The sequence below is a fragment of the Lelliottia sp. RD5 genome, from assembly GCF_056032945.1.
The window spans coordinates 236,740-260,661 of sequence record NZ_JBVYHQ010000002.1; the positions used below are offsets into that span (position 1 = coordinate 236,740).

The 23,922-nt window shown below is 54.5% G+C and carries 22 protein-coding genes and 1 riboswitch; of the genes, 15 read left to right on the top strand and 7 right to left on the bottom strand.

The annotated features are described in order from the left end of the window. Positions 1 to 65: 65 nt before the first annotated feature. Positions 66 to 216: riboswitch (FMN riboswitch) on the top strand. A gap of 105 nt (positions 217 to 321) precedes the next feature. Continuing rightward, entirely contained in the window at positions 322 to 975 is a 654-nt protein-coding gene (ribB, locus tag AC0LWE_RS08900; RefSeq protein ID WP_059177480.1) for a 3,4-dihydroxy-2-butanone-4-phosphate synthase, read from the top strand. Between the two features lie 30 nt (positions 976 to 1,005). Here the strand turns inward: ribB and zupT are convergent, their stop codons facing one another. Beyond that, complete coding sequence (gene zupT / locus AC0LWE_RS08905; RefSeq protein ID WP_131486337.1) at positions 1,006 to 1,779, bottom strand: zinc transporter ZupT; 774 nt, start codon at positions 1,777 to 1,779, stop codon at positions 1,006 to 1,008. Positions 1,780 to 1,975: 196 nt separating this feature from the next. On the opposite strand from zupT, the gene ygiD reads away from it, so the two are divergent. Beyond that, on the top strand, positions 1,976 to 2,764 hold the full coding sequence (ygiD, locus tag AC0LWE_RS08910) for a 4,5-DOPA-extradiol-dioxygenase (RefSeq protein ID WP_202666379.1): 789 nt from the start codon (positions 1,976 to 1,978) through the stop codon (positions 2,762 to 2,764). Between the two features lie 35 nt (positions 2,765 to 2,799). Here ygiD and AC0LWE_RS08915 read toward each other — a convergent pair whose 3' ends face one another. The 3 genes from AC0LWE_RS08915 to tolC all read right to left on the bottom strand — a co-directional run bounded on the left by AC0LWE_RS08915 (position 2,800) and on the right by tolC (position 6,289). Continuing rightward, the gene (locus AC0LWE_RS08915) at positions 2,800 to 3,960 is read right to left on the bottom strand and encodes a glutathionylspermidine synthase family protein (protein ID WP_202667744.1); all 1,161 of its coding nucleotides are present in this window, start codon (positions 3,958 to 3,960) and stop codon (positions 2,800 to 2,802) included. Positions 3,961 to 3,962: 2 nt separating this feature from the next. Beyond that, positions 3,963 to 4,628, bottom strand: coding sequence for a DUF1190 family protein (locus AC0LWE_RS08920; RefSeq protein ID WP_174342883.1), 666 nt, complete (start codon positions 4,626 to 4,628; stop codon positions 3,963 to 3,965). 176 nt (positions 4,629 to 4,804) lie between these two features. Then, the gene (gene tolC, locus AC0LWE_RS08925) at positions 4,805 to 6,289 is read right to left on the bottom strand and encodes an outer membrane channel protein TolC (RefSeq protein WP_131486335.1); all 1,485 of its coding nucleotides are present in this window, start codon (positions 6,287 to 6,289) and stop codon (positions 4,805 to 4,807) included. Positions 6,290 to 6,491: 202 nt separating this feature from the next. On the opposite strand from tolC, the gene nudF reads away from it, so the two are divergent. Genes nudF through parE form a run of 5 tightly spaced genes read left to right on the top strand, consistent with a single transcriptional unit; the run spans position 6,492 to position 10,899 of the window. Beyond that, positions 6,492 to 7,124 (top strand): ADP-ribose diphosphatase, encoded by a 633-nt coding sequence (nudF, locus tag AC0LWE_RS08930; protein ID WP_219347366.1) that lies wholly within the window; start codon positions 6,492 to 6,494, stop codon positions 7,122 to 7,124. Further along, positions 7,121 to 7,543: a DUF1249 family protein gene (locus AC0LWE_RS08935; protein WP_131486333.1), complete on the top strand. Its 423-nt coding sequence runs from the start codon at positions 7,121 to 7,123 to the stop codon at positions 7,541 to 7,543. The genes nudF and AC0LWE_RS08935 overlap by 4 nt, the downstream gene beginning before the upstream one ends. Positions 7,544 to 7,570: 27 nt before the next feature. Continuing rightward, entirely contained in the window at positions 7,571 to 8,398 is an 828-nt protein-coding gene (gene cpdA / locus AC0LWE_RS08940) for a 3',5'-cyclic-AMP phosphodiesterase (RefSeq protein WP_219347367.1), read from the top strand. Further along, positions 8,398 to 8,979 (top strand): esterase YqiA, encoded by a 582-nt coding sequence (yqiA, locus tag AC0LWE_RS08945; protein ID WP_059177488.1) that lies wholly within the window; start codon positions 8,398 to 8,400, stop codon positions 8,977 to 8,979. The genes cpdA and yqiA overlap by 1 nt, the downstream gene beginning before the upstream one ends. A gap of 27 nt (positions 8,980 to 9,006) precedes the next feature. Further along, positions 9,007 to 10,899, top strand: coding sequence for a DNA topoisomerase IV subunit B (gene parE, locus AC0LWE_RS08950; protein WP_059177489.1), 1,893 nt, complete (start codon positions 9,007 to 9,009; stop codon positions 10,897 to 10,899). A 76-nt stretch (positions 10,900 to 10,975) separates the two neighbouring features. Here parE and AC0LWE_RS08955 read toward each other — a convergent pair whose 3' ends face one another. After that, positions 10,976 to 13,117 carry a TonB-dependent siderophore receptor gene (locus tag AC0LWE_RS08955; protein WP_219347368.1) on the bottom strand — a complete coding sequence of 714 codons (2,142 nt, stop codon included), beginning with the start codon at positions 13,115 to 13,117 and terminating at the stop codon, positions 10,976 to 10,978. Positions 13,118 to 13,493: 376 nt separating this feature from the next. On the opposite strand from AC0LWE_RS08955, the gene AC0LWE_RS08960 reads away from it, so the two are divergent. From AC0LWE_RS08960 to AC0LWE_RS08980, 5 genes are read left to right on the top strand one after another with little or no spacing between them, the layout of a single operon-like run. Continuing rightward, positions 13,494 to 14,303 (top strand): ABC transporter ATP-binding protein, encoded by an 810-nt coding sequence (locus AC0LWE_RS08960; RefSeq protein ID WP_219347369.1) that lies wholly within the window; start codon positions 13,494 to 13,496, stop codon positions 14,301 to 14,303. Beyond that, the gene (locus tag AC0LWE_RS08965) at positions 14,300 to 15,283 is read left to right on the top strand and encodes a FecCD family ABC transporter permease (RefSeq protein ID WP_219347370.1); all 984 of its coding nucleotides are present in this window, start codon (positions 14,300 to 14,302) and stop codon (positions 15,281 to 15,283) included. The genes AC0LWE_RS08960 and AC0LWE_RS08965 overlap by 4 nt, the downstream gene beginning before the upstream one ends. Beyond that, positions 15,280 to 16,332 (top strand): FecCD family ABC transporter permease, encoded by a 1,053-nt coding sequence (locus tag AC0LWE_RS08970; RefSeq protein ID WP_219347371.1) that lies wholly within the window; start codon positions 15,280 to 15,282, stop codon positions 16,330 to 16,332. Before AC0LWE_RS08965 ends, AC0LWE_RS08970 begins: the two co-directional genes overlap by 4 nt. Before the next feature lie 12 nt (positions 16,333 to 16,344). Next, positions 16,345 to 17,292, top strand: coding sequence for an iron-siderophore ABC transporter substrate-binding protein (locus tag AC0LWE_RS08975; protein ID WP_219347372.1), 948 nt, complete (start codon positions 16,345 to 16,347; stop codon positions 17,290 to 17,292). Continuing rightward, positions 17,289 to 18,176 (top strand): MurR/RpiR family transcriptional regulator, encoded by an 888-nt coding sequence (locus AC0LWE_RS08980; protein WP_174342891.1) that lies wholly within the window; start codon positions 17,289 to 17,291, stop codon positions 18,174 to 18,176. The genes AC0LWE_RS08975 and AC0LWE_RS08980 overlap by 4 nt, the downstream gene beginning before the upstream one ends. Here AC0LWE_RS08980 and AC0LWE_RS08985 read toward each other — a convergent pair whose 3' ends face one another. Continuing rightward, the gene (locus tag AC0LWE_RS08985) at positions 18,177 to 19,016 is read right to left on the bottom strand and encodes an AraC family transcriptional regulator (protein ID WP_219347373.1); all 840 of its coding nucleotides are present in this window, start codon (positions 19,014 to 19,016) and stop codon (positions 18,177 to 18,179) included. It lies immediately after the preceding gene. Positions 19,017 to 19,182: 166 nt separating this feature from the next. Between AC0LWE_RS08985 and AC0LWE_RS08990 the strand changes: the two genes are divergently transcribed. The 3 genes from AC0LWE_RS08990 to AC0LWE_RS09000 are packed head-to-tail and all read left to right on the top strand — an operon-like array spanning position 19,183 to position 23,517. Next, positions 19,183 to 21,000, top strand: coding sequence for a DUF2264 domain-containing protein (locus AC0LWE_RS08990; protein WP_219347374.1), 1,818 nt, complete (start codon positions 19,183 to 19,185; stop codon positions 20,998 to 21,000). 33 nt (positions 21,001 to 21,033) lie between these two features. Next, entirely contained in the window at positions 21,034 to 22,302 is a 1,269-nt protein-coding gene (locus tag AC0LWE_RS08995; protein WP_059177497.1) for an oligosaccharide MFS transporter, read from the top strand. A 27-nt stretch (positions 22,303 to 22,329) separates the two neighbouring features. Continuing rightward, on the top strand, positions 22,330 to 23,517 hold the full coding sequence (locus AC0LWE_RS09000; RefSeq protein WP_202667737.1) for a glycoside hydrolase family 88 protein: 1,188 nt from the start codon (positions 22,330 to 22,332) through the stop codon (positions 23,515 to 23,517). Between the two features lie 89 nt (positions 23,518 to 23,606). On the opposite strand, the gene AC0LWE_RS09005 is transcribed toward AC0LWE_RS09000, so the two are convergent. After that, complete coding sequence (locus tag AC0LWE_RS09005; RefSeq protein ID WP_059177499.1) at positions 23,607 to 23,921, bottom strand: putative quinol monooxygenase; 315 nt, start codon at positions 23,919 to 23,921, stop codon at positions 23,607 to 23,609. Position 23,922 lies beyond the last annotated feature (1 nt).

Consider the following 23,922-nt stretch of genomic DNA (forward strand, 5'->3'; position numbering starts at 1 on the left):
TATAAACCAGAATTGTTTGAAGCTTATGCATTGCCCGGGTTAATCAATAGCGTTATAGTTATCTCGCTTATTCTCAGGGCGGGGCGAAATTCCCCACCGGCGGTAAATCAGCCTTGCGCTGAAAGCCCGCGAGCGCTTTAGGTGAAAACGTAAAGGTCAGCAGATCCGGTGTAATTCCGGAGCCGACGGTTAGAGTCCGGATGGGAGAGAGTAACGATCAAGTCGGGCATGGCCCGCTCACGTTATCTTTTTGCCGCTTATACGGCGCTCCTAAGACTGCCCTGATTCTGGTAACCATAAAGTTAATGAGGTTTTTTTACCATGAATCAGACGCTACTTTCCTCTTTTGGCACTTCTATTGAACGTGTTGAACACGCACTTGATGCACTGCGCGAAGGCCGCGGTGTGATGGTGCTCGACGATGAACATCGTGAAAACGAAGGTGACATGATCTTCGCCGCAGAAAATATGACCGTTGAGCAGATGGCGTTGACCATCCGTCACGGCAGCGGCATTGTGTGCCTGTGTATCAACGAAGAACGCCGCAAACAACTCGACCTGCCAATGATGGTTGAGAACAACACCAGCGCTTTCGGCACCGGTTTTACCGTGACGATTGAAGCTGCACACGGCGTGACAACCGGTGTTTCTGCTGCTGACCGTCTGACGACCGTTCGCGCCGCTATTGCGGATGGCGCGAAACCGTCTGACCTGCATCGCCCGGGCCACGTGTTCCCGCTGCGCGCGCAGGCGGGTGGCGTGTTAACGCGCGGTGGTCACACTGAAGCGACTATCGATCTGGTGACGCTGGCCGGCTTTAAGCCCGCAGGCGTTTTGTGTGAACTGACCAATGATGACGGTACGATGGCGCGCGCGCCGGAGTGTGTCACTTTTGCTCGTCTGCACAATATGCCGGTGGTGACGATCGAAGATCTGGTGGAGTATCGCCAGGCGCACGAGCGTAAAGCCAGCTAAAGAAAAACGCCGGGTTTGCCCGGCGTTTTTTTATCCGAATCCTGCCGTTTGCAACAGCACCAGACTTAATCCCATCACCGACATTCCGCACAGCACGCCGTAGCTCGGGTTGTTGTTAGGATCGATCTCTTTTGCCAGCGGCATCAGTTCATCCACCGATAATGCGACCATAATTCCTGCCACAGCTGCCATAATCGCAGCCATCACTACCGGCGAGATCATGCTGCCCAGAATCAGCCAGGCCAGCACGCCGCCTAAAATTTCTGCCAGACCTGAAATTCCAGCCCACAGAATCGCCGTACGTTTTGAGCCTGTCGCGGCATAAACCGGCCCCGCAACCGCCAGTCCTTCAGGAATATTGTGTAAAGCAACGGCCAGCGCGATACCAAAGCCCAGTTCAAGGTTATTACTGGCCGTCACGTAAGTCGCAACCCCTTCCGGGAAGTTATGCAGGCTGATGCCCAGCGTCAGTAAAATGGCGGTACGTTTGATATTACCGCGAGCGGGCTTAGCGTTTTTCTGCATCAAATCTTGTGGATGCGCGTGCGGGAGCATTTTGTCGAGAGCAAAATAACCCAGCAGCCCCACGACAAACATGCCGTAACCCATGACGGGCGACATACCGTCGGTCCGAAGCGCCGCAGGCAACATTTCCATTAGGGAAATCAACAGCATAATCCCCGCCGCGAAACCCAGAGAAAACGCCAGCACGCGGTTAGACGGTTTCTGACCGATTACGCCAAGAATCGCACCAATAAAGGTCGCGCCCCCCGCAAGTAGGGTCAGAATCAGCGGTACTGACATTCACGTCTCCTTATGAAAATGCGTCTTACCCATGCTAATAATGAATCCGCAGCAAAGCGAGAGGGCATTCTCTGCTTTACAGACTCCTTACATTCAAAATTTCTGAAGATCATCATCATGCTTATCTGAGTTCATCTTCGGACGATAGCGCGTAATGTAGCGTTATTAAATCGACACCTTATGTAAGGATATCACCATGACTTCTTCTCGTATGCCAGCACTGTTTTTGGGCCACGGTAGCCCGATGAACGTCCTGGAGGATAACGTTTATACGCGTGCCTGGCGTGAACTGGGTGAGACGTTGCCGCGTCCAAAAGCGATCGTGGTGGTGTCTGCACACTGGTTTACGCGAGGTACTGGCGTGACGGCAATGGAAGCGCCTAAAACCATTCATGATTTTGGCGGTTTCCCTCAGGCGCTGTATGACACGCATTATCCCGCGCCAGGATCGCCTGAGCTTGCACAGCAGCTGGTGGATCTTCTGGCTCCCGTTCCGGTCACGTTGGATAAAGAAGCCTGGGGCTTTGACCATGGTTCGTGGGGCGTGCTGATCAAAATGTATCCGGATGCTGATATCCCGATGGTGCAGTTGAGTATCGACAGCACCAAACCGGCAGCGTGGCATTTAGAGATGGGGCGCAAACTGGCGAAGCTGCGCGATGAAGGCATCATGCTGGTCGCCAGTGGTAACGTGGTTCATAACCTGCGCACGGCGCGCTGGCACGGTGAAAATACCCCGTATCCGTGGGCCACATCGTTCAATGATTTTGTCAAAGCGAATTTGACCTGGCAGGGCCCGGTGGAAGAGCATCCGCTGGTGAATTACCTGGATCATGAAGGCGGTTCACTGTCTAACCCGACGGCGGAACACTTTTTACCGCTGCTGTATGTTCTGGGTGCGTGGGATGGTCAGGAGCCAGTGAGCATACCGGTGGACGGCATTGAGATGGGCAGTCTCAGCATGTTGTCAGTGCAGGTGGGGTAATGATCTCTCTCCCGCAGGGGAGAGAGAATCAGATATTACTCGACAAAAATGTGCGGATAGAAGCGCGACAGATCCTGTGTGATCAGCGCGCGATCTTCACGAATGCCAATCCCGGCTGGCTGATCGTTGATGAGCCAGCTTCCAATCAGGACGTAGCTGTCACCAAATTTCGGCAGCGGGTAAAATTCCTGAACGATCATGCCTTCTTCGCCATACGGCCCTTCGGCAGCTTCCAGGGTTTTGCCGTTTTCGATAATCGAAACGTTGGCCCCTTCGCGTGAGAAGATCGGCTTGATGACGTATTTGTCCATCGGTGGATGATCGTCTTCAGCGAAGTACGCTTGCAGCAGATTGGGGTGATTGGGGAACATCTCCCACAGCATCGGCAGCAGCGCTTTATTGGAGATAATGCTTTTCCAGGCAGGTTCCAGCCAGCGTACGCCTGCGTCCTCCAGTTTGGTGGAAAACACTTCGCGCAGCATGAATTCCCACGGATAGAGTTTGAACAGGTTGCTAATCACCTGATCTTGCGTATCCGTGAACTGTCCGCGCTCGCCTAAACCGATATCTTCGATGTACAAAAATTCAGTGGCGACTTCCGCTTCTGCCGCGCAATCCTGCAAATACTGCACTGTTCCACGATCTTCAACCGTGTCACGACAGCACGCAAGATGCAGCAGATTGAACCCGTGCTGCTCGCGCAGCTCGGCGAAGCGTTCGATCAGCTTTTCCTGCAAACTGTTGAACTGATCGCTGCCTTCCGGCAAGTTGCCCGCGGCGACCTGATCTTCGAGCCAGATGTACTGAAAGAACGCCGCTTCATACAATGAGGTCGGGGTATCTGCGTTATTTTCCAGCATTTTAGGATCGCCCACGCCATCCCACGCCAGGTCGAGGCGGGAATAGAGAGAAGGCTGATTGGTCTGCCAGGCATGACGCACAAAGCCCCAGGTATGCTTAGGGATGCGGAATTTGGTCATCAGCTCATCGCTGGCAATCACTTTTTCCACAACCTTGAGGCACATCTGATGCAGTTCGGCGGTGACGTCTTCGAGTTTCTCAACCTGAGCGAGCGTCAATTTGTAGTAAGCATCCTCACACCAGTACGGTTCGCCGTACATGGTGTGGAAATTAAAGCCGTATTCGGTCGCTTTTTCGCGCCAGTCCGGGCGCTCAACAATACTGACTCGTTCCATTATCAGCCGCCCATTGAGCGCGTGGAAGAACCCGTCGCGCTACGCTGCATGGTGGACTGTTTTGCAACCGAGTCGCCAAACCCGCCACGCGTCACGGTGCTGGTGGTTGCCGGTTTTGGTGCCATGGCAGTTTTTGGAACGGTCGCAGTGCGGCCTGGCTGTGCAGCACCGTAGCCTTTGCCGCTGGCGTCGGTGTATTTACCGTAAGCCGGGCTATTTGGATTTTTAGAGCTGAACAGAGGCTGCTGCTGGAAGCCCGCGCCGCCGCCCATCATACGGCCCATCATGTAGCCCGCCATCAGTGGCATCCAGAAGCTGCCGCTGGATTGTGCTTGCGCCTGGTTTTCTGGCGCCATGCCTGCCTGGGCAGGCGCTTGCTGACACTGACCTTCACCGAATTCGGCGATACAGTCTTCACGCGTCGCATATTTTGGCGCAGTGCGTTCGGCTTCTTTCAGCGCATTGTTGTACGCAGTGGTACATTCTGCGCTTTTACCGGTGGCGCTTGAGCAGTCATCGGCATTCTGATACATCGATACCGTTTCGTCGGATTGCTCACATCCCGCCAGCAAAAATACGGCGGTGATCGCCAGAGCGACCGGAGTGAGATGGCGTGCGTTCCAGTTTTTGCGGAACGAGGCGTGATTAATCGTTTTTGTCCGTTTCATTTTTGTCTTCCAGGACCCAGTGGTATTACATAGGAAATAAGGCTTAGGATAGAGGATGAGTGGTTGAAAATGAAGCGCAGAGGGAGCGTCAGGGGGATCTTTACGTTGGCTTACGTTTATATGTCGACTGGAGCAGAGCTAACCCGGCCTATGGAGCCATAGACCGGGTTTTAACATCAGTTACGGAACGGGTTACCGGCTGAGTTTTTGGTGGTCGTGCGAGCCGCTGCGGGCTGTGCAACAGGGGCGGCACCGTTGGCGTTATAGCCATCAGCGCTGGCATCCTGCTGTGGGTTTTCCGGCGCGACGTTTTCAGGCGTTGTCGGAATTGGCTTGCCCAGCGTACTGTTCAGCATCTGCAGATCCTGCTCGTTCAGCGTACCCAGAGCTGATTTAATATTCAGCTGGTTAATCAGGTAGTTGTAACGTGCGTTGGAGAGCTGTTGTTTGGCGTTAAACAGCGTGGTGGTCGCATCCAGCACGTCAACAATGGTACGCGTACCGACCGAATAACCGGCTTCTGATGCGTCCAATGAACTCTGCGCCGACACAACAGCCTGTTTGTAGGCGTTGATGCTGCTGATAGAGGCATTCACGTTGTTGAACGAAGAGCGCACGGTCTGCACCACGTTGCGGTGTGCGCTTTCCAGCTGTTCGCTTGCGCCAACAAAGTTGTACTGAGCTTGTTTAACCTGAGAGTTAACCATACCGCCCTGATACAGCGGCATGGAGAAGCTCAGGCCCACTTTATTTTGGCCCACATTGCTGTCGTCAAACTGCGAAGCATTGGCACCGCCGGTTTTAGAACCGCTATAAGAGGTGTCCGTGACGGCACTGGACGCCGTAAGACTCAGGGTTGGCAGGTGACCATCCTGTGCCTGACGGATTTGCTCGCGTGCCAGATCCTGGCTCAGACGTGCCTGTAACAGCGCCAGGTTGCGGTTTTCTGCTTCTTTCAGCAGGGCGTTAACGGCCTGCGGTTTATCCGTTTTGAAGTTGTCGACGTTCAACGAAGCCAGTTCAGGATAGTAATTGCCCGTCACCTGACGCAGAGATTCCAGCGCGTTATCAAGGTTATTACGCGCGGTCACTTCGTTCGCCAGTACGGTGTCGTATTGGGAGCGGGCGTTCTGCACGTCAGTGATTGCGACCAGGCCTACGTTAAAACGCTGCGTGGTTTGATCCAACTGACGATAAACTGCTTGTTTCTGCGCTTCGGTGTAGGAGAGCGAATCGATCGCGCTCAACACGTTGAAGTACGCCGTTGCGGTGTTCAGAATCAGTGATTGCTGATCCGTCTGGTAGGTGACGTCCTGAATGCCCGCGCTTTTCTCTTGAAGACTCAGCGCACGCCACTTGGACATATCAAACAAGGTTTGCGTTAATTGCAGAGATGCGCCGGTGGTGTTGGAGTTAACACCGTTGCTGTCACGGAATCCATTGCCGTAGGTATAATCTGCACCTAAGCCCAACTGCGGCAGCAACGGGCTGCGTGCTTCGTTAATTTTTTCGAACGCAGCATCACGATCGGCAGCCGACTTACGCAGCTCAGGGTTGCCCAGACGTGCTTGCTGATAAACCTGTAACAGGTTTTCTGCCTGGCTCATCGCGCTGAAGCCCGTCAGGCTCAGGCCGATAAGGATGGGGAGCAATTTCTTCATTTGCATTCCTTGTTGTGAAGCAGTATTAGCGCTGATCTCGTTAAAAATATTTGCCGATTCTAACAGAATCATCCACACCAAAAGGTTGGCGTTACGTGCCATCCGGCTGTAATTTGCATCAATCTATCATATAGCCTTTGAAACGGCAGCCAAACAGCCTTGAAATTCATAATTTCATCATGATTATGACCAGGAAACCGTTATGCAAAAACCAGATGAATTGCCAGTGACGTTCACCAAAAACGATGTAGAAATTATTGCACGGGAAAAGTTATATAGCGGATTTTTTTCACTGGAACTTTACCGTTTTAGGCATCGCTTGTTTAACGGTGAAATGAGCGGAGAAGTTCGACGTGAAATTTTTGAGCGCGGGCATGCCGCAGTCTTGCTACCCTTTGACCCAGTGCGCGATGAAGTGGTATTGATTGAACAGATACGGATTGCGGCGATGGATACCAGCGAAACCCCGTGGCTGCTGGAAATGGTCGCAGGCATGATCGAAGAAGGTGAAACGCCGGAGGATGTCGCCCGCCGTGAGGCAGAGGAAGAAGCCGGGCTGAAAGTGGGCCGGACGAAACCCGTTCTGAGCTATCTGGCAAGCCCTGGCGGAGCCACCGAGCGCTCTTCTATTCTGGTGGGGGAAGTGGACGCCACGATCGCGGAAGGTATTCACGGTCTGGCAGATGAAAACGAAGATATTCGTGTTCATGTGGTGAGTCGGGAACAGGCTTACCAGTGGGTAAAAGAGGGGAAAATCGACAACGCGGCCTCTGTCATCGCTTTGCAATGGCTCCAGCTGCATTATCAAGACTTACGAAACGAGTGGAAAAAATGAAGCGTTATACACCTGACTTCCCAGAAATGATGCGTTTGTGCGAAACCAATTTCGCGCAATTACGCCGCCTGTTGCCGCGTGATGACGCGCCCGGCGAAATGGTAAGCTATCAGGTGAGCAACGCGCAGTATCGATTAACGATTATTGAATCGACTCGTTACACGACCCTGGTAGAAATCAAGCAAACGGCTCCTGCGATCAGCTACTGGAGCCTGCCGTCGATGTCGGTACGGCTTTATCATGATGCGATGGTGGCCGAAGTGTGTTCAAGTCAGCAGATCTTCCGCTTTAAAGCGCGGTATGATTATCCTAATAAAAAGTTGCATCAACGCGACGAAAAGCATCAAATTAACCAGTTTTTAGCCGACTGGCTAAGATATTGTTTTGCACATGGAGCAATGGCGATTCCGGTTTGTTAGCGTCATAAACCTACCTAAGGACACCATTTGGAAAGCCTGTTAAACCTGACTGTTGCTGGTGGGGCGCCAGTCAGGATATTACAAATCACTGATACCCACCTGTTTGCCGAAAAGCATGAAACGCTGTTAGGTGTAAACACCTGGGAGAGTTATCAGGCGGTACTGGATGCCATTCACGCCGAGAATCGCCACTGCGATTTGATAGCGGCTACGGGCGATTTGGCACAAGATCAAAGCGCTGCGGCCTATCAGCATTTTGCGACAGGGATCGCGAGCTTTAGCGTGCCCTGCGTCTGGTTACCCGGCAATCATGATTTTCAGCCAGCGATGTACAGTACGCTGCACGATGCGGGCATTTCACCCGCCAAGCGCGTGTTTGTGGGTGAACACTGGCAAATTTTGCTGTTGGATACGCAGGTGTTCGGTGTCCCGCACGGTGAGTTGAGTGATTTTCAGCTGGAGTGGCTGGAGAATAAACTCGCTGCCGCTCCTGAGCGTCATACCCTGCTGTTACTGCATCATCACCCTTTGCCTGCGGGATGCAGCTGGCTCGATCAACATAGCCTGCGCAATTCAGCGGCGCTGGATCGCGTATTGTCCAAATATCCCCATGTCAACAATCTGTTGTGTGGTCATATTCATCAGGAACAGGATCTCGACTGGAACGGCCGCCGTTTGCTGGCGACGCCGTCGACGTGTGTCCAGTTCAAACCGCACTGCGCCAACTTTACGTTAGACACGATAGCGCCAGGCTGGCGCTGGCTGGAACTGCATGCCGATGGCTCGCTGACGACGGAAGTTTGCCGTCTGCAAAGTGCGACGTTCCGCCCTGATACCGCGTCAGAAGGATACTGATGTCTACGCTCCTTTATTTACACGGGTTCAACAGCTCCCCGCGTTCCGCGAAGGCGACGCAATTTGGTCAGTGGCTCGGTGCGCATCATCCGCACATTGAGATCATCGTTCCGCAACTCCCGCCGTATCCGGCTGATGCCGCAGAGATGTTGGAGTCCATCGTGATGGAACATGGCGGTGAATCGTTCGGCGTCGTGGGCTCTTCGCTGGGCGGTTATTACGCCACCTGGCTCTCGCAATGCTTTATGCTCCCTGCGGTAGTTGTTAACCCGGCAGTACGGCCCTTTGAGCTGCTGAGGGACTTTCTCGGGCAAAACGAGAACCCCTACACCGGACAACAATATGTGCTAGAGTCACGCCATATTTACGACCTCAAAGTTATGCAGATAGACCCGCTGGACGCGCCCGATCTTATCTGGCTGCTGCAACAGACGGGTGATGAAGTGCTGGATTATCGCCAGGCAGTGGCGTATTACGCCTCTTGCCGCCAGACTGTAGAAGAGGGCGGAAACCATGCTTTCACGGGCTTTGAGAATCATTTCACCCAGATTGTCGATTTTCTTGGACTGCACAGCCACTGACAATCACTGCGAATTGCTAGTTAAATCATGACGCAAACCTATAACGCTGATGCCATTGAGGTACTCACCGGGCTTGAGCCGGTTCGCCGCCGCCCGGGGATGTATACCGATACGACGCGCCCAAACCACCTGGGCCAGGAAGTGATTGATAACAGTGTGGACGAAGCGCTGGCGGGTCATGCCAAACGCATCGACGTCATTCTGCACGCCGATCAGTCGCTCGAAGTGATTGACGACGGACGCGGCATGCCGGTCGACATCCACCCGGAAGAAGGGGTTCCAGCCGTTGAGCTGATCCTCTGCCGTCTGCATGCGGGCGGTAAATTCTCCAATAAAAACTACCAGTTCTCCGGCGGCCTTCACGGCGTGGGGATCTCTGTGGTTAATGCCTTGTCAAAGCGCGTGGAGGTCACCGTACGCCGTGATGGTCAGGTGTATAACATTGCGTTTGAAAACGGCGATAAAGTGCAGGAATTACAGGTCATCGGGACGTGCGGCAAACGCAATACCGGTACCAGCGTGCATTTCTGGCCGGACGAAAGCTTCTTCGACAGCCCGCGTTTTTCTGTCACGCGCATGACGCACATCCTGAAAGCGAAAGCGGTACTGTGCCCTGGCGTTGAAATCACCTTCAAAGATGAAGTCAACAACAGCGAGCAGCGCTGGTGCTATCAGGACGGTCTGAATGACTATCTGGGCGAGGCGGTCAATGGCCTGCCGACGCTGCCGGAAAAACCGTTCCTCGGTAATTTCTCGGGTGACACCGAAGCGGTTGACTGGGCGCTTCTGTGGCTGCCAGAAGGCGGCGAGCTGCTGACTGAAAGTTACGTTAACCTGATCCCAACGATGCAGGGCGGGACGCACGTCAACGGTCTGCGTCAGGGCCTGCTGGACGCGATGCGCGAATTCTGCGAATACCGCAATATTCTGCCGCGCGGCGTGAAGCTGTCAGCAGAAGATATCTGGGATCGCTGTGCGTACGTGCTTTCTGTGAAAATGCAGGATCCGCAGTTTGCCGGACAGACCAAAGAGCGTCTGTCCTCGCGCCAGTGCGCCGCGTTTGTCTCGGGTGTGGTAAAAGACGCATTTAGCCTGTGGCTGAATCAGAACATACAGACAGCTGAAATGCTGGCTGAAATGGCGATCTCCAGCGCGCAACGCCGTATGCGTGCCGCGAAAAAAGTGGTGCGTAAAAAGCTCACCAGTGGTCCGGCGCTGCCGGGTAAACTGGCGGATTGCACCGCGCAGGATCTGAATCGCACCGAGCTGTTCCTCGTCGAAGGGGACTCGGCAGGCGGTTCCGCCAAGCAGGCGCGCGATCGTGAATTCCAGGCGATCATGCCGCTGAAAGGTAAGATCCTGAACACCTGGGAAGTTTCTTCCGATGAAGTCCTCGCGTCGCAGGAAGTGCACGACATTTCGGTGGCGATCGGTATCGATCCGGACAGTGACGATCTGAGCCAGCTGCGTTACGGCAAGATCTGCATTCTCGCGGATGCGGACTCAGACGGTCTGCACATTGCTACGCTGCTGTGCGCGCTGTTCGTGAAACACTTCCGTGCGCTGGTGAAAAACGGCCACGTCCACGTTGCGTTGCCGCCGCTCTACCGTATCGATCTCGGTAAAGAGGTGTATTACGCGCTGACGGAAGAAGAAAAAGCAGGCGTGCTGGAGCAGCTCAAGCGCAAGAAGGGCAAGCCAAACGTCCAGCGCTTTAAAGGGTTGGGTGAGATGAACCCCTTGCAGTTGCGTGAAACCACGCTCGATCCCAATACCCGTCGTCTGGTGCAGCTGGTTATCAGCGATGAAGACGAGCAGCAAACCAATGCCATGATGGATATGCTGCTGGCCAAGAAGCGTTCTGAAGACCGACGCAACTGGCTACAGGAAAAAGGCGACCTGGCGGATATCGAAGGCTGATGCCCTAACCCTCTCCCACACGGAGAGGGGATCGATCGTAGGCCCGGTAAGCGTAGCGCCACCGGGCTTTTTTACATCAAAAATCCATCTTCACCGTAAACTGCACTTCGCGCGGATCGCCAATCTGGTTACCCAGATTATTGGTGCCAATCGATGACGTGTAGTAGGTCTTATCAAACAGATTTTTCACGTTCACCTGCAGCGTCACCGGATACTGCAACTTCATTTTATACGCGGCAAACGCATCTGCGACGACGTAACCCGGCAGGTAATAGTCCGCGCCATTGGTTGCGGAACGACGGCTCACGCCATGCCCGCCGCCGCCCAGCGTCAGCGTATTTCCACCGATTACATTATGAATGTCGTACGTCAGGAACAGGGAACCCGTATGCCGCGGAACGTTTGGCAGCGGCTTGCCTGCATAATCGGGATCTTCCAGCACTTTCGCGTCCGTATACCCGTAGCTGGCGATAACATTGGTGTTCTCGGTCAACGCCCCCGCCACGTCCACTTCCACACCCTGGGAGCGCACGCGCCCGGCGGTTTTGGCGACCGTTTCATCCCCCACACTTTCGGTATAAAGCACATTGCGTTTATGGATATCAAACAGCGCGATGTTGGCAGTAATGCCATCGAAAAGGTCAAACTTAGCACCCACTTCGTAAGCATTTGACGTTTCAGGCGGCAGGTTGCCGATGTAGCTGGCGATGGAAGACTGCGGCATAAACGTCTGGGAATAGTTCGCGAACAACGAGATCGAAGGCGTTAACTTGTAAACCAGACCTGCTTTCGGCGTCCACTGGTCGTCGCGGCTGTCGGTATTGACGTTAAACGGCCGGCCTTTGCCTGCATATTGCGTGTAGGACTGATAGCGAAGCCCGGTGACCGCAATCCATTTATCCGTCAGATAAAGCGCATCCTGAACGTAAGCAGAATAGCTCTCCTGCTTAATCCTCTGGTCGCTGTCGGACGCTGAAACGGAAGTGCATTTACTGAGATCGCCATAAGTGGGGTTATAGATATTGAAGCCTTTAACGTTCTTACAGCGGATCATATCCGTGCGCAGCAGATCGTAATTTTCATACGATACGCCGGTCAGGATCTCGTTATAAAACCCCGCAATGTCGACGTTACCCTGGAGATCCGCGCGGGTACTGTGCATGCGCTGGGTCGATCCTTGCGTCGCATCGACGCGTCGGGTCAGATTCCCGGTGGATGCGTCATACGCCATCACGCGAGCCTGGTTATCCGTGTATTTATCCTGGCTAAAGCTGTAATCAAATTTCGCAGTCCACTCGCTGTTAAGGCGATATTCAGCGTTCAACTGCGCCAGATCGGACTCACCATCGGTAATGTTAAACGGCTCGTCGAAACGTGTTTTCCGATCCACGTTAACAGGCTTTTTGGTATCGAGATCGAAAATAGTCCCGCGATCGAATGGCGTTTTGTAGTCGCGATGGGAGTAGAGCACCGAGACCGTCGCGTCATCACCAAACCAGGTCAGCGACGGCGCAATATAGGTGCTGCGCTCTTTGCCAAAATTACGCCAGTAATCTTCATTCTGGTATTCCCCCGTCAGACGATAGGCCAGACGCGTTCCGTCAATCGGGCCCGTCACATCAAACTGTCCGGTGCCACCGCCAAAGCTGGTGGAAGTTGCGGAGATCGATCCGCCAAAGGTTTTTTCCGGGCGTTTAGTGACGACATTGATCAACCCGCCAGGATCGAGAATGCCGTAAAGCGTCGATGCCGGGCCTTTTAGCACTTCGACACGCTCGGTCGAGGCGTTAAAACTACGGGGTAGCACGGTGCGTAAACCGTTGGTCATCACGGAACCATCGCGGTTAGCGCCAAAGCCACGACGTACAAATGCATCCTGCGTGCCGCCAAGCGTGTTGGTTTGCACCACGTTGCTTACATTATACAGCGCTTCGTCAAGGGTGGTGGCGTGCTGATCTTGCAGCACTTTGTCGCTTACGGTATTCACCACCTGCGGAATATCCAGCATCGGCATGGTGGTGAGTGTGGCGGTAGATGTGTTCAGCGGCTGATAGCCGTTGGTCGCTTCCGTTTTAGCGTTGGGATCGGCAATGACGGTTAACGTCTCGCCGTCTTTCGTTGTTTTATTTTCTGCCGCCTGTGCCAGAGGCACAATAAACAGCAGTGAAAAGAGCGCGCGCCCTTTTACCCCAGAGAAGGAAGGTGTGAACTTAACCATTTAATATTTATCCCGAAATACCAGCGAATGCTCGCGGGTGAAGCTGTGTTTCATTGCCCGTAAAGCGCTACCCGTTTGCCTGAGCGGTATCGGGTATGTAATTGAGAATCATTCAATCATGGCGAGATGTAGTAGTAAATGGAAAAAATAGAAAAACAACTACACAGGATTGATACCGAAATATCATCGCAATAAATAAGTTTAAGTGTCTGTAAATTAACTTTTAAAATCATTATCGCTTTAACGAATTACCGTACATTACCCCTTTTATTTTTAAGGTGTTTATCCTCTTGACTACTACATGGCGCAACGGCAAACTCACAAAAGAGAATGAGTTTTATTTTTATTTGTCTGTTATTTGATTAAGTTGGCACACGTGGCTCAAAACGCGACAGAGCAGGGGTTGGTTCTCGATAATCTCTCTGCTGGTTATCAGAAAAAAATCATCGTTGATGACATTTCTCTCACGATTCCCCCTGAAAAAATGACCGTTCTGGTTGGGGCGAACGGATGCGGTAAATCGACCCTGCTCAGTACGATTGCGCGTTTGCTGCAACCCATGGGCGGCACGGTATTGCTCGACGGCAAGAGTATCCATGAACAGCCCACTAAAAGGGTCTCGCGCAGGCTGGGCATTTTGCCGCAGTCACCGCTCTTACCCGAAGGGCTAACGGTATTTGAGCTGGTGTCGCGTGGGCGTTTTCCCTGGCAAAATTTTATGCGCCAGTGGACCGACGCCGACGAACAGGCCGTTGAAGAGGCGCTGCGTTTAACCGGCACCCAGGATTATGCGCATCTGCCTGTTGAAAGCCTCTCTGGCGGCCAGCGTCAGCGCTGCTGGATTGCTATGGCCCTGGCGCAACAAACGCCGTACATCCTTCTCGATGAGCCAACCACCTACCTCGATTTGCGCTATCAGGTCGAGATTCTGGAACTGCTCCATGACTTAACCCGCCATCACGGGCGCACCGTCATCGTGGTGTTGCACGACCTGAACTTTGCGGTGAACTACGGCGATACGCTGGTCTTTTTACGCGAAGGGAAAGTGCAGCGCGTGCTGCATGAAGATGATGTGTGTACGCCAGAGCTTATCAAAGCGGTCTTCGATGTAGACGTGCAAATGTCGATCAATCCTGCGACGGGTAAACCCTTCTTTATGCCGTTTCGCCGCGCAGGAAAAGCATGATGCGCACCCGTCTTGCATCTGTTGTTTTCATCGCGTTACTGCTGGCAGGGGCTATTTTACATCTTGGTATCGGCGCGCGTTTTATTCCTCCGCAGAGCGTAGCGCAGGCCTTTCTTGCGTTCGACCCGCGCAATTTCGATCACAACGTGATTATCAACCTGCGCCTGTTGCGCCTGCTCGCGGCTCTGATGACCGGCGCCGCGCTGGGTGTGGCGGGCGTGTTATTGCAAGCGGTGATCCGCAACCCTCTTGGCGAGCCACATATTTTGGGGCTGAATGCCGGGGCGGCGCTGACGGTGGTGCTGAGCAGTGCGCTTGGGCTGACATTTCCCTTTGGGCGTCCGCTGATTGCGGCGGCGGGCGCGGGGGCATTATTTTTGCTGGTCTTAACGCTGTCGTCCGCTGGTCGAACCGGATTAACCCCCATGAAAGTGACGCTTTGCGGCGTCGCGATTTCGGCATTTGCCTCGTCAATCACCGCTGCAGTCTTAATTCTGGATGAGCAAACGTTGCTTTCGATGCGCACCTGGCTTGCGGGTGATGTGGCTGGCGTAAGCTGGGCGACAATTCAGACTGCCGCCTGGGTTGCCGCGGCGGGATTGACGCTGGCGATTGCGCTTGCCCCTTCTGTGAACATGCTGGCGCTCGGCGATCGCATGGCGCAGGGCCTGGGCGTTTCGCTGCTGCGCACGCGTCTCCTCTGCCTGCTGGCGATTGCATTGCTGTGTGGTGCAGCGGTGTCGATTACCGGGCCGATAGGGTTTATTGGCCTGGTGGTGCCGCAAATTATCCGTCGTCTGGTGTCGACTGATTTGCGCGTCATGGTGCCGCTGTCGGCCTGCTGTGGCGCGCTGGTGTTACTGCTGGCAGATATCGCCGCCCGTGCGCTATTTGCTCCCCACGAACTGGCGACCGGCGTGGTCACCGCCCTGGTGGGTGCGCCAGTCTTTATCCTCATGGCGACGAGAATGTTCAAATGAAGCCAGCGATTCTTCGCGCAGGCCTAAGGCCTCTTCGTCTGGGTGGGTTTTCTGCCGTCGTTCGTCCTAAAGCACTCCTATTGCTGGGGGCGCTCGTCCTGCTTTGTCTGGGGATGATGCTGTTTGGACTTACCCACGGCTCGCTGTCTATTCCCGCGTCGGCAATAGGACGTGCGCTGTTTTACCCCGATGCGCTCAGTGCCGACGCGCGTTATATCGTCCAGGATATTCGTCTGCCGCGCCTGCTGATGGCATTGCTGTGCGGAGCCATGCTGGGTGTCGCGGGGGCGGCGATGCAGTCGGTAACCCGTAACGGCCTCGCCGATCCCGGGCTGATTGGCGTGAAAGAGGGCTGTAGCGTCGCGGTGTTACTGCTGATTTTCCAGTTCCCGGCGCTGGGCGTTATCTTGCGTCCGGCGATAGGCATGGCAGGCGGGCTGCTGACAGCGCTTTTGGTCGTGCTGCTCGCCCGCGATATCTCGCGCCCGCGCTTTATTTTGATTGGCATTGGCGTGTCGTGGGCATTTGCCGCTGGAATGGGCGTTTTCATGACCACCGCTGACGTTCGCGACGTGCAGACCGCGCTGCTGTGGCTGGCCGGAAGCCTGCATGCGGCCAACTGGACGCTGGTCAGCGTTGCCGCCGGCTGGGCACTTCCGGCATTCGCGTTACTGCTGTTCACCGCGCGGGCGACCGACGTTTCGCTTCTGGGTCATCAGGCCGCCACCGGGCTTGGCGTGCGCCCCGCCAGACTGGCGTTGCTGCAAGTCATCGCGCCCGTTTTATTAACGGCCGCCTGCGTCTCTTGCGTGGGGAGTATTGGCTTTGTGGGGTTAATCGCTCCGCACATGACACGATTTTTACTGCGCGGCGGCCAGACGTCGCTGCTTGCGGGCAGTGCGGTGTCAGGCGCGCTGCTGGTTTTACTGGCGGATAATGTTGGGCGGCTGGCTTTTCTGCCGCTGCAATTGCCCGCAGGAATTATTGTCTCGCTGATCGGCGGGCCATTTTTCCTGATGCTGCTCTGGCAGCGTCGGGACAGGTTTTAAACGGGGAGCGTTATGCGTTTATTCTTATCCTTATTGCTGCTGGTGGGGTTTTCCGTCAGCGCAGCTGAAGACAAGCAGACATTTACGGATGATTTGGGGCGTTCGGTGCAGGTGCCCGTCCATCCAAAACGGATTGTGTCGTTACACGATCTCGACATCACGATCCCGCTAATCGAACTCGGAGTGCCGCCCATCGCCAGCCATGGACGCACGCGTCCTGACGGTAGCCATTTTATTCGGTCCAGCGGCATCTTAACGGGCGTCGATTTTGATAATTCCGACATCAAATTTATCGGCACAGCGGATATCGATATAGAAGCCATTGCCGCCGCAAAACCTGATCTGATTATCACCGAGCCGACGCGGAACACGCCGGTTGAGCAGCTGGCGCGGATTGCCCCGACGGTGAGCATCGATCATCTCGACGGCGGCGCACCGGAAATCTACCGCAAGCTGGCGCAACTGACCGGCACGCAGGCGCGGCTGAGCATTCTGGAACGTCGCTATCAGGAACAACTTAACGCACTGAAAGCGACGATAGACACCCAGAAGATCTCTGTTTCGGTCATTCAGGCCAACCAGGGCAAAATCACCGCCATGCACAGCTATCATTCGCTGGGGCGCGTGCTGCGTGATGCCGGATTCACCTTCCCGCCGCTTATCGACAGCATCCCGGACGGTGGCCGTATTGACGTGAGCGCCGAGCGTTTGCCGGAGCTGGACGCCGATTTTGTCTTTGCGACCTGGCGCGGCGACACCGGTGGCAAACCGCAGGACGAGCTGACGGCCATGGAAGCCGTGATGCCTGGCTGGTGTCAGTTCCTTACCGCCTGTCGTACCGGGCATTACATCCTGATTTCCCGTGAAGAGGCGATCTCTAACTCCTTCGCTTCGCTGGGCCTGATGGTGGCGCAAGTGCAGTCACAAATCGCGGGTCGCCCGCTTCCGGAGGCGAAGTGATCCGCAAAGATAAATCGCGTGTGGATCTCTATGGCGATCGCTTTCGCGCCCGCGCGCACCAGCTGACGCCTCGCCTGCATCAGGTCGCCACGTACATCAACGAGAACCGTGAAGCGGTGATGGAACAAACGGCGATGGAAATTGCGGCGCTGCTGAAAACCTCCGATGCCACCGTGGTGCGGGCGATCCAGGCGCTCGGCTTTGCGGGTCTGCGGGATCTGAAAAGTACGCTTGAGCACTGGTTTGGACCGGCAATCAGCGCCAGTGAAAAGATCTCAACCACGGTCAATATCCTGACCAGCGACGTTAATTCCAGCATCGATTTTGTGCTGGAAGGGCATCAACATACCTGTGAGGTGTTGTCAGAACCGAACAATCGTTACGCCATGGCGCAGGCGGTGGCGCTGCTGAGCGAGGCGCGGCAGGTGGCCATTTTTGGCATTGGCGCATCGGGCGTTCTGGCGGAGTACACCGCCCGCATGTTTAGCCGAATGGGGTTGCCTGCGACGGCGCTCAACCGTACGGGAATCGGGCTGGCTGAACAACTTATTGAGCTCCAGCGTGGCGATGTGCTGGTGATGATGGCGCAGAAATCCGCCCACAGGGAAGGGCAAACCACCCTGCGCGAGGCGAAACGGCTGGGTATTCCCGCCATCTTGCTCACTAACGCCCTGGACTCGCGCTTCAGCAAAGAGGCAAACGTCGTGATCCACGTTCCGCGCGGTGGCGAGAAAGGCAAAATTCCCCTGCACGGCACGGTACTGCTGTGTCTGGAGATGATCATCCTCTCGGTCGCCTCTACCACGCCGCAGCGCAGCATTAAATCGATAAAGCGCATCAATGAATTACACCGCGGATTGAAGCCAGGTAAAAAGAGCGGTTGATCAGGCGCCAGGGTGATTCTTCCGGTAGTGCAAGGGCGTCTCACCGATGCCCTTTTTGAATGCGCTAATAAAATACGTCACGTCCGAAAATCCCACGCGCGTGGCGATATCCCGCACGCTCTCATGGCTGTGAAGCAGGCATTCACAGGCTTTTCGCAGTCGCAGCGTATTGAGATAATCATGAATTTTCTCGCCCGTTTCGGCATGAAATTTTCGTGATACGTAACTGCGGGATTTCCCCAGCTCGCTTGCCAGTGCGTCGAGGCTGAATTTTTGCTGGTAGTTTTCATCAAGCCAGAACATCACCTGGCTGGCGATGCCGTGGCTGCTGCCGGGTGCGCCGTCATTATCATCCGGCAGCATCGCAAACAGACTGATGATCAGGCTGGCGACACTTTCGCTGGTTAACGGCGGATGATAGCGGTTAAAAAGATGATGAATATGGGAATGACAATCTGCCATATCCGCCACCCACGCTTCACCGCCGCGTCGGGACAGTTTTTGCAGCCGCTGCTGTGTTTGCGGGAAATCGCGCAACACTTTCAGAACCGCATGGTGATCGAGATGAATAATCGTGCGGCGATAGATTGCCTCGGCTCGCTCATCGACCATGACTTTGTGCAGGGTAAACGGCGGGAAGAAAAACAGCCGTCCAGGGCGCATGGTGTAATGACGATTATCGACAATTGCCACGCCAAACCCTTCTTCCACATAGAGAATTTCCAGGCATTGGTGCCAGTGGTGGTACCGCACGGTATTGGCAAAGAGCCGACTGAACGACACGATGGTGTCGTTTAAGGTAATCAGCTCCAGATGGTCGGATGTTGGCATCTCACGCATAGTGCAATAGAACTCAACTTTTGCCCTTCTGTTTGTATTTATAAACCACCTTTTTAAATTTTATCAACTGCGGGTTTATTCATCGCTCACCACTGTGACGTGGCTAACATTTCTGCGGTGTAGGGATTCACTATTCTTTGCCGCAGAAGATAACGAGGGTAAGCGTATGTGGGCGGCAAACAAAGAAACATCAAATCCGTTGTCTACCCGTCAGGACGTGGCGGCGGAATTGAATACGATGCTGGGTGCGGTGGATAAGCTGTTTCCGGCGGGGAGTTCACGCTTTTCGCTGGGGGACACCTGCGCGCACTACGCCACCGATGTGGCGCAAATGGAGGGGCTCTCCCGCGTAATGTGGGGGCTGTTTCCACTGATGGCGGCGGGTGACACCACACCGTTTAGCGATAAATACATCGCGGCCATTAAGCAGGGTACCGATCCGCAAAGCGCAGGCTACTGGGGCGAAACCGCACCTTACGATCAGCGCCTGGTCGAGATGGCGGTGTACGGCCTCGGGTTGTCGCTGTTGCAGGACAAATTCACTGAGCTGTTCACCGAGCGCGAGGTGATGAACCTGCATGCGTGGCTCAATCAGATTACCGATGCGCAAATGCCGGACAGTAACTGGAACTACTTTGCCATTATGGTTCAGCTTGGTTTTAAACGCGCCGGGTTGCCGTATGATCAGCAGGCGATCGATCGCCGCTTCGCCATGATGGACGCCTATTATCTCGGCGACGGCTGGTATTCCGATGGTCCTGGGCGGCCAAAAGATTACTACATCTCGATGGCATTTCACTTTTATGGCCTGATCTACGCCACCCTGAGCGGTGACGAGGAGAGGGCGACGGTGCTGCGCGAGCGTTCGCGTCAGTTCGCAGAAGATTTCATTTACATGTCTGCCGCCGATGGTGCATCAATCCCCTTTGGTCGCAGCCTGACCTATCGTTTTGCAATGGTGGCGTTCTGGAGCGCCGTCGCTTTTTCCGGCCTTGAGGTGTTCACGCCGGGCATCGTGAAAGGCATCATTCTACGCCATCTTCGCTGGTGGCAACGGCAGCCGATCCGCGATCGGGACGGCATCCTGACGCTCGGTTTTGCCTATCCCAACCTGGCGATGTGTGAGGATTACAACTCGCCAGGCTCGCCATACTGGGCGCTGAAAACGTATCTGATCCTGGCGCTGCCGGAGGAACATCCGTTCTGGCAAGCGCAAGAACAACCGTTACCTGTGTTGGCCGAGAAACGCGTTATTGCACACGCCCAGCAAATCCTGATGCATGGCGAGGATTCACAGCACGTCACGATGCTCACCGCCGGGCAGCTTGAGCTGAACAACTACGTGAATACCGACGCGAAATACACCAAATTCGCCTACTCCAGCCGCTTCGGCTTTACGATTGAGCGCGGGCGCTACGGCCTTAAACACGCGGCCTGCGACTCGATGCTGCTGTTATCCGATGGCGACAACTACTACCGTGGGCGACGGGAATGCGCGGAAGTGCGCGTCGACAAAAACGCTATTTTCTCGCGCTGGTCGCCGTGGCAAGACGTCCACATCGACACCTGGCTGGTGCCGTTTGGCGAGTGGCATGTCCGCCTGCATCGGGTGAATAGCGCCCGTACTTTACAGGCAGTGGAAGGCGGCTTTGCGGTGATGAAAACGCAACAGCAGCTGACCGCGCGAGGATGTTATCTCTCGGCAGATAACGGCAGCAGCGTGATTGCCGATCTGTCGCCTGTTATCAGGCGTCAAGCTGACGCCGTCGTTACGCCGCCAAACAGCAGCATTATGTTTGCTGAATGCGCCGCTATTCCGGTACTCACCACAACCATCCCGCAAGGGGAAAGCTGGCTGTGCTGCGCGGTTATGGCGAGTGGTGTTGCAGACAAAATAGCGGAAATTCCGCAGCTTCAAATCAACACCGATCGGGTCGTTATTCGTGATCCTGATAATAAACGACAGCTCTCATTCTTTTTATAACACTCTGGCACCCTATATTTCGGCGAGGATAGTATGGAAAATACATCAACGAATAACAGAACCGAATATTACAAAATCAGTACCTTTATCTTTCTCTATTTCTTTACGTGGTCGGCAAGTATTGGTTTGCTGGCGATCTGGCTTGGACAAAAGGCCAACCTCAGCGGTTCGGTTATCGGGACCGTATTTGCGGTTAACGGTATTTTCTCCGTTATTTTAAAACCGATCTACGGTTATATTCTCGATAAGATCGGGATGAGCAAATACCTGCTCTATTTTGTGGTGGCGATGTCGGCCCTGATGGCACCGTTCTTTATTTATGTCTATCAGCCGCTGTTAATGTCCAACACCATGCTGGGCATTATTATCGGTGCGCTCTATTTAAGCTTTGCCTGGTACGCGGGCGTGGCGGCGTGTGAATCTTATTCCGATCGCTTCAGTCGTCTGAACGGCATGGAGTTTGGTCAGATTCGTATGTGGGGTTCGCTTGGCTGGGCGGTAGCGTCGTCATTCTCCGGCCTGCTGTTTAACCTCTCGCCAGCGTATAATTTTATTATGGGCAGCGTGGCCTCCGTCATCATGCTCATCGTCCTGTTGAACCTGAAAGTGAACACTAACTCCGCACATGCCGGTGACGTGCTGACCAAAGAGAAAATCGCCCCTTCGGATGTATACGCGCTGCTGCGTAACCGCAAGTTTTGGGCCTTCTGCCTGTATGTTGCCGGCGTGGCATGGATGATGTTTATCGCCGAGCAGCAGTTCTCGCGCTACTTCGTCACTTTCTTTGACGATGTGCATCAGGGCAATGCGGTATTCGGCTACCTCGGCACGGTTCAGTCGGGTATGGAATTCGTCATGTATATGGTGATTCCGCTGTTCGTGAACTTTATCGGTGCCAAGCGCGGATTACTGATTGTAGGGATGATTGTCGGTGCGCGTCTGATTATTTCCGGCGTGTGCGATTCGCACTTATTAATTTCCGTACTCAAGCCTTTATACGGTCTGGAAATCTGTTTACTGCTGGTGTCGGTATTTAAATATATCGCCGAGCATTTCGATAAACGAGTCAACGCCACCATGTATTTATTGGGCTATCAGGCGATGCTGTATGTCGGTAACGTGGTGATCTCTTCACCTGCGGGATATATGTATGACCGCATCGGATTTGAACAGACTTATATCATCATGGGCGCAACGGCGCTGACCTTTACGCTGATCTCTGCCTTTACGTTATCCGCCTGCCAAAGCAAATGGCGCGGCACATCTGCAATCTCTGTAGCAGAACAGAATCCATCTCGATAATTTTGCCGTCAAAGAAGGAACCGAAATATGCTAAGTCATATCACAGAGGAACGTCTGGCCGATATTCCTGCGCCCGTTAATGCACATGCATTTAGGGATGAATTAAGCTCGGCACGCCAGCACGTTCTCGAACTGATTAGCCGTCATTTAACGGAGTTCGGTGAACAATTCCCGGCGGAAACCTGTAAAGACGGATTTTATCCGCTAACCGAAAACGTCGAATGGACAACCAGCTTCTGGACCGGGCAGCTGTGGCTGGCGTGGGAGATGAGCGGTGACGAACAATTCCGCGCGATGGCCAGGAAGCATACCCGCTCTTTTGGCCTGCGCATCGCCGGGCGTCACGACACGAATACCCACGATTTGGGCTTCCTCTATACGCTCTCGTGCGTGGCGGACTGGCGTCTGACTGGCAACCGCGAGGCGCGCGGCTTTTCGCTGCTGGCGGCAGAAGCGTTGCTTGAGCGTTACCACGAAAAGGCCAGGATCATTCAGGCGTGGGGCGATCTGTCCGATCCCGAGCAGGCCGGGCGAATGATCATTGACTGCAATATGAATTTGCCCTTGCTGTATTGGGCGACCGAGCAGACGGGCGATCCGCGCTTTTCCGACGCCGCCAAAGCCCACGTTATGCAGGCGGCGACGTATCTGATCCGCGAAGATGCTTCAACGTTCCACACCTATTATATGGATGTGAAAACCGGCGCGCCGCGTTACGGCAACACGCAGCAGGGCTACGCCGACGACTCCTGCTGGTCGCGCGGCCAGGCGTGGGGGATTTACGGTTTTCTGCTGAGCTACATTTATACCGGCGACGACACGATGATTGCCCTGTCTAAACGACTGGCGAACTATTTCCTCAATCGACTTCCGCAAGACGGTGTTTGTCACTGGGATTTAGCGCTGGTTGGCACTGATGCGCTGCGTGATTCGTCTTCGGCGGCGATTGCGGTGTGCGGCCTGCTGGAGCTGGTCAAACACCTGCCTGCGACCGATCCGGATCGCGAACGTTATCTGGAATGGGCGAAGGGCATTATGTCCTCGCTGACAAAGCATTATCTGATGGGGAAAGACGAGAAGGGGAACGGGCTTCTCAAACACTCGGTTTATCATCTGGCGAGCGATAAAGGCGTGGATGAGTGTGCAAGCTGGGGGGATTATTTCTACGTCGAGGCGCTAGTGCGGTTCACGCAAAGCTGGAAATTGTACTGGTAATAACCCTCACTCAACCCCTCTTCCCATAGGGGAGAGGGGATGGCTCGGTGCTATTTTTCCCCTGCCCTTAGGGGAGGGGGAAGGGGAATTTAAACCCCTTGCTCCAGAATACGGATATGCGTTTCCAGAACGTTACCTTTCACCGCTTCGCCCCACGCTTTCATGTGTGGGGTTTGCAGATGTGCTTCCAGATGGGCCACGGTTTCCCACTGCTCAACCATTATGATGGAGTCAGGTGCGGTGGTCTGGAAGCTCACGCCCGCGGCGGTGTCCACCATCGGCGCATAGCCGTGGCAGCCTTCTTCTTTCAATACAGCCGGGATAATCTTCACGAACTCATCCAGCACGGCCTGGCGGTGATGTTGGCCTGGACGCGTACGGATTTCAGCAATAACAGTTAACATG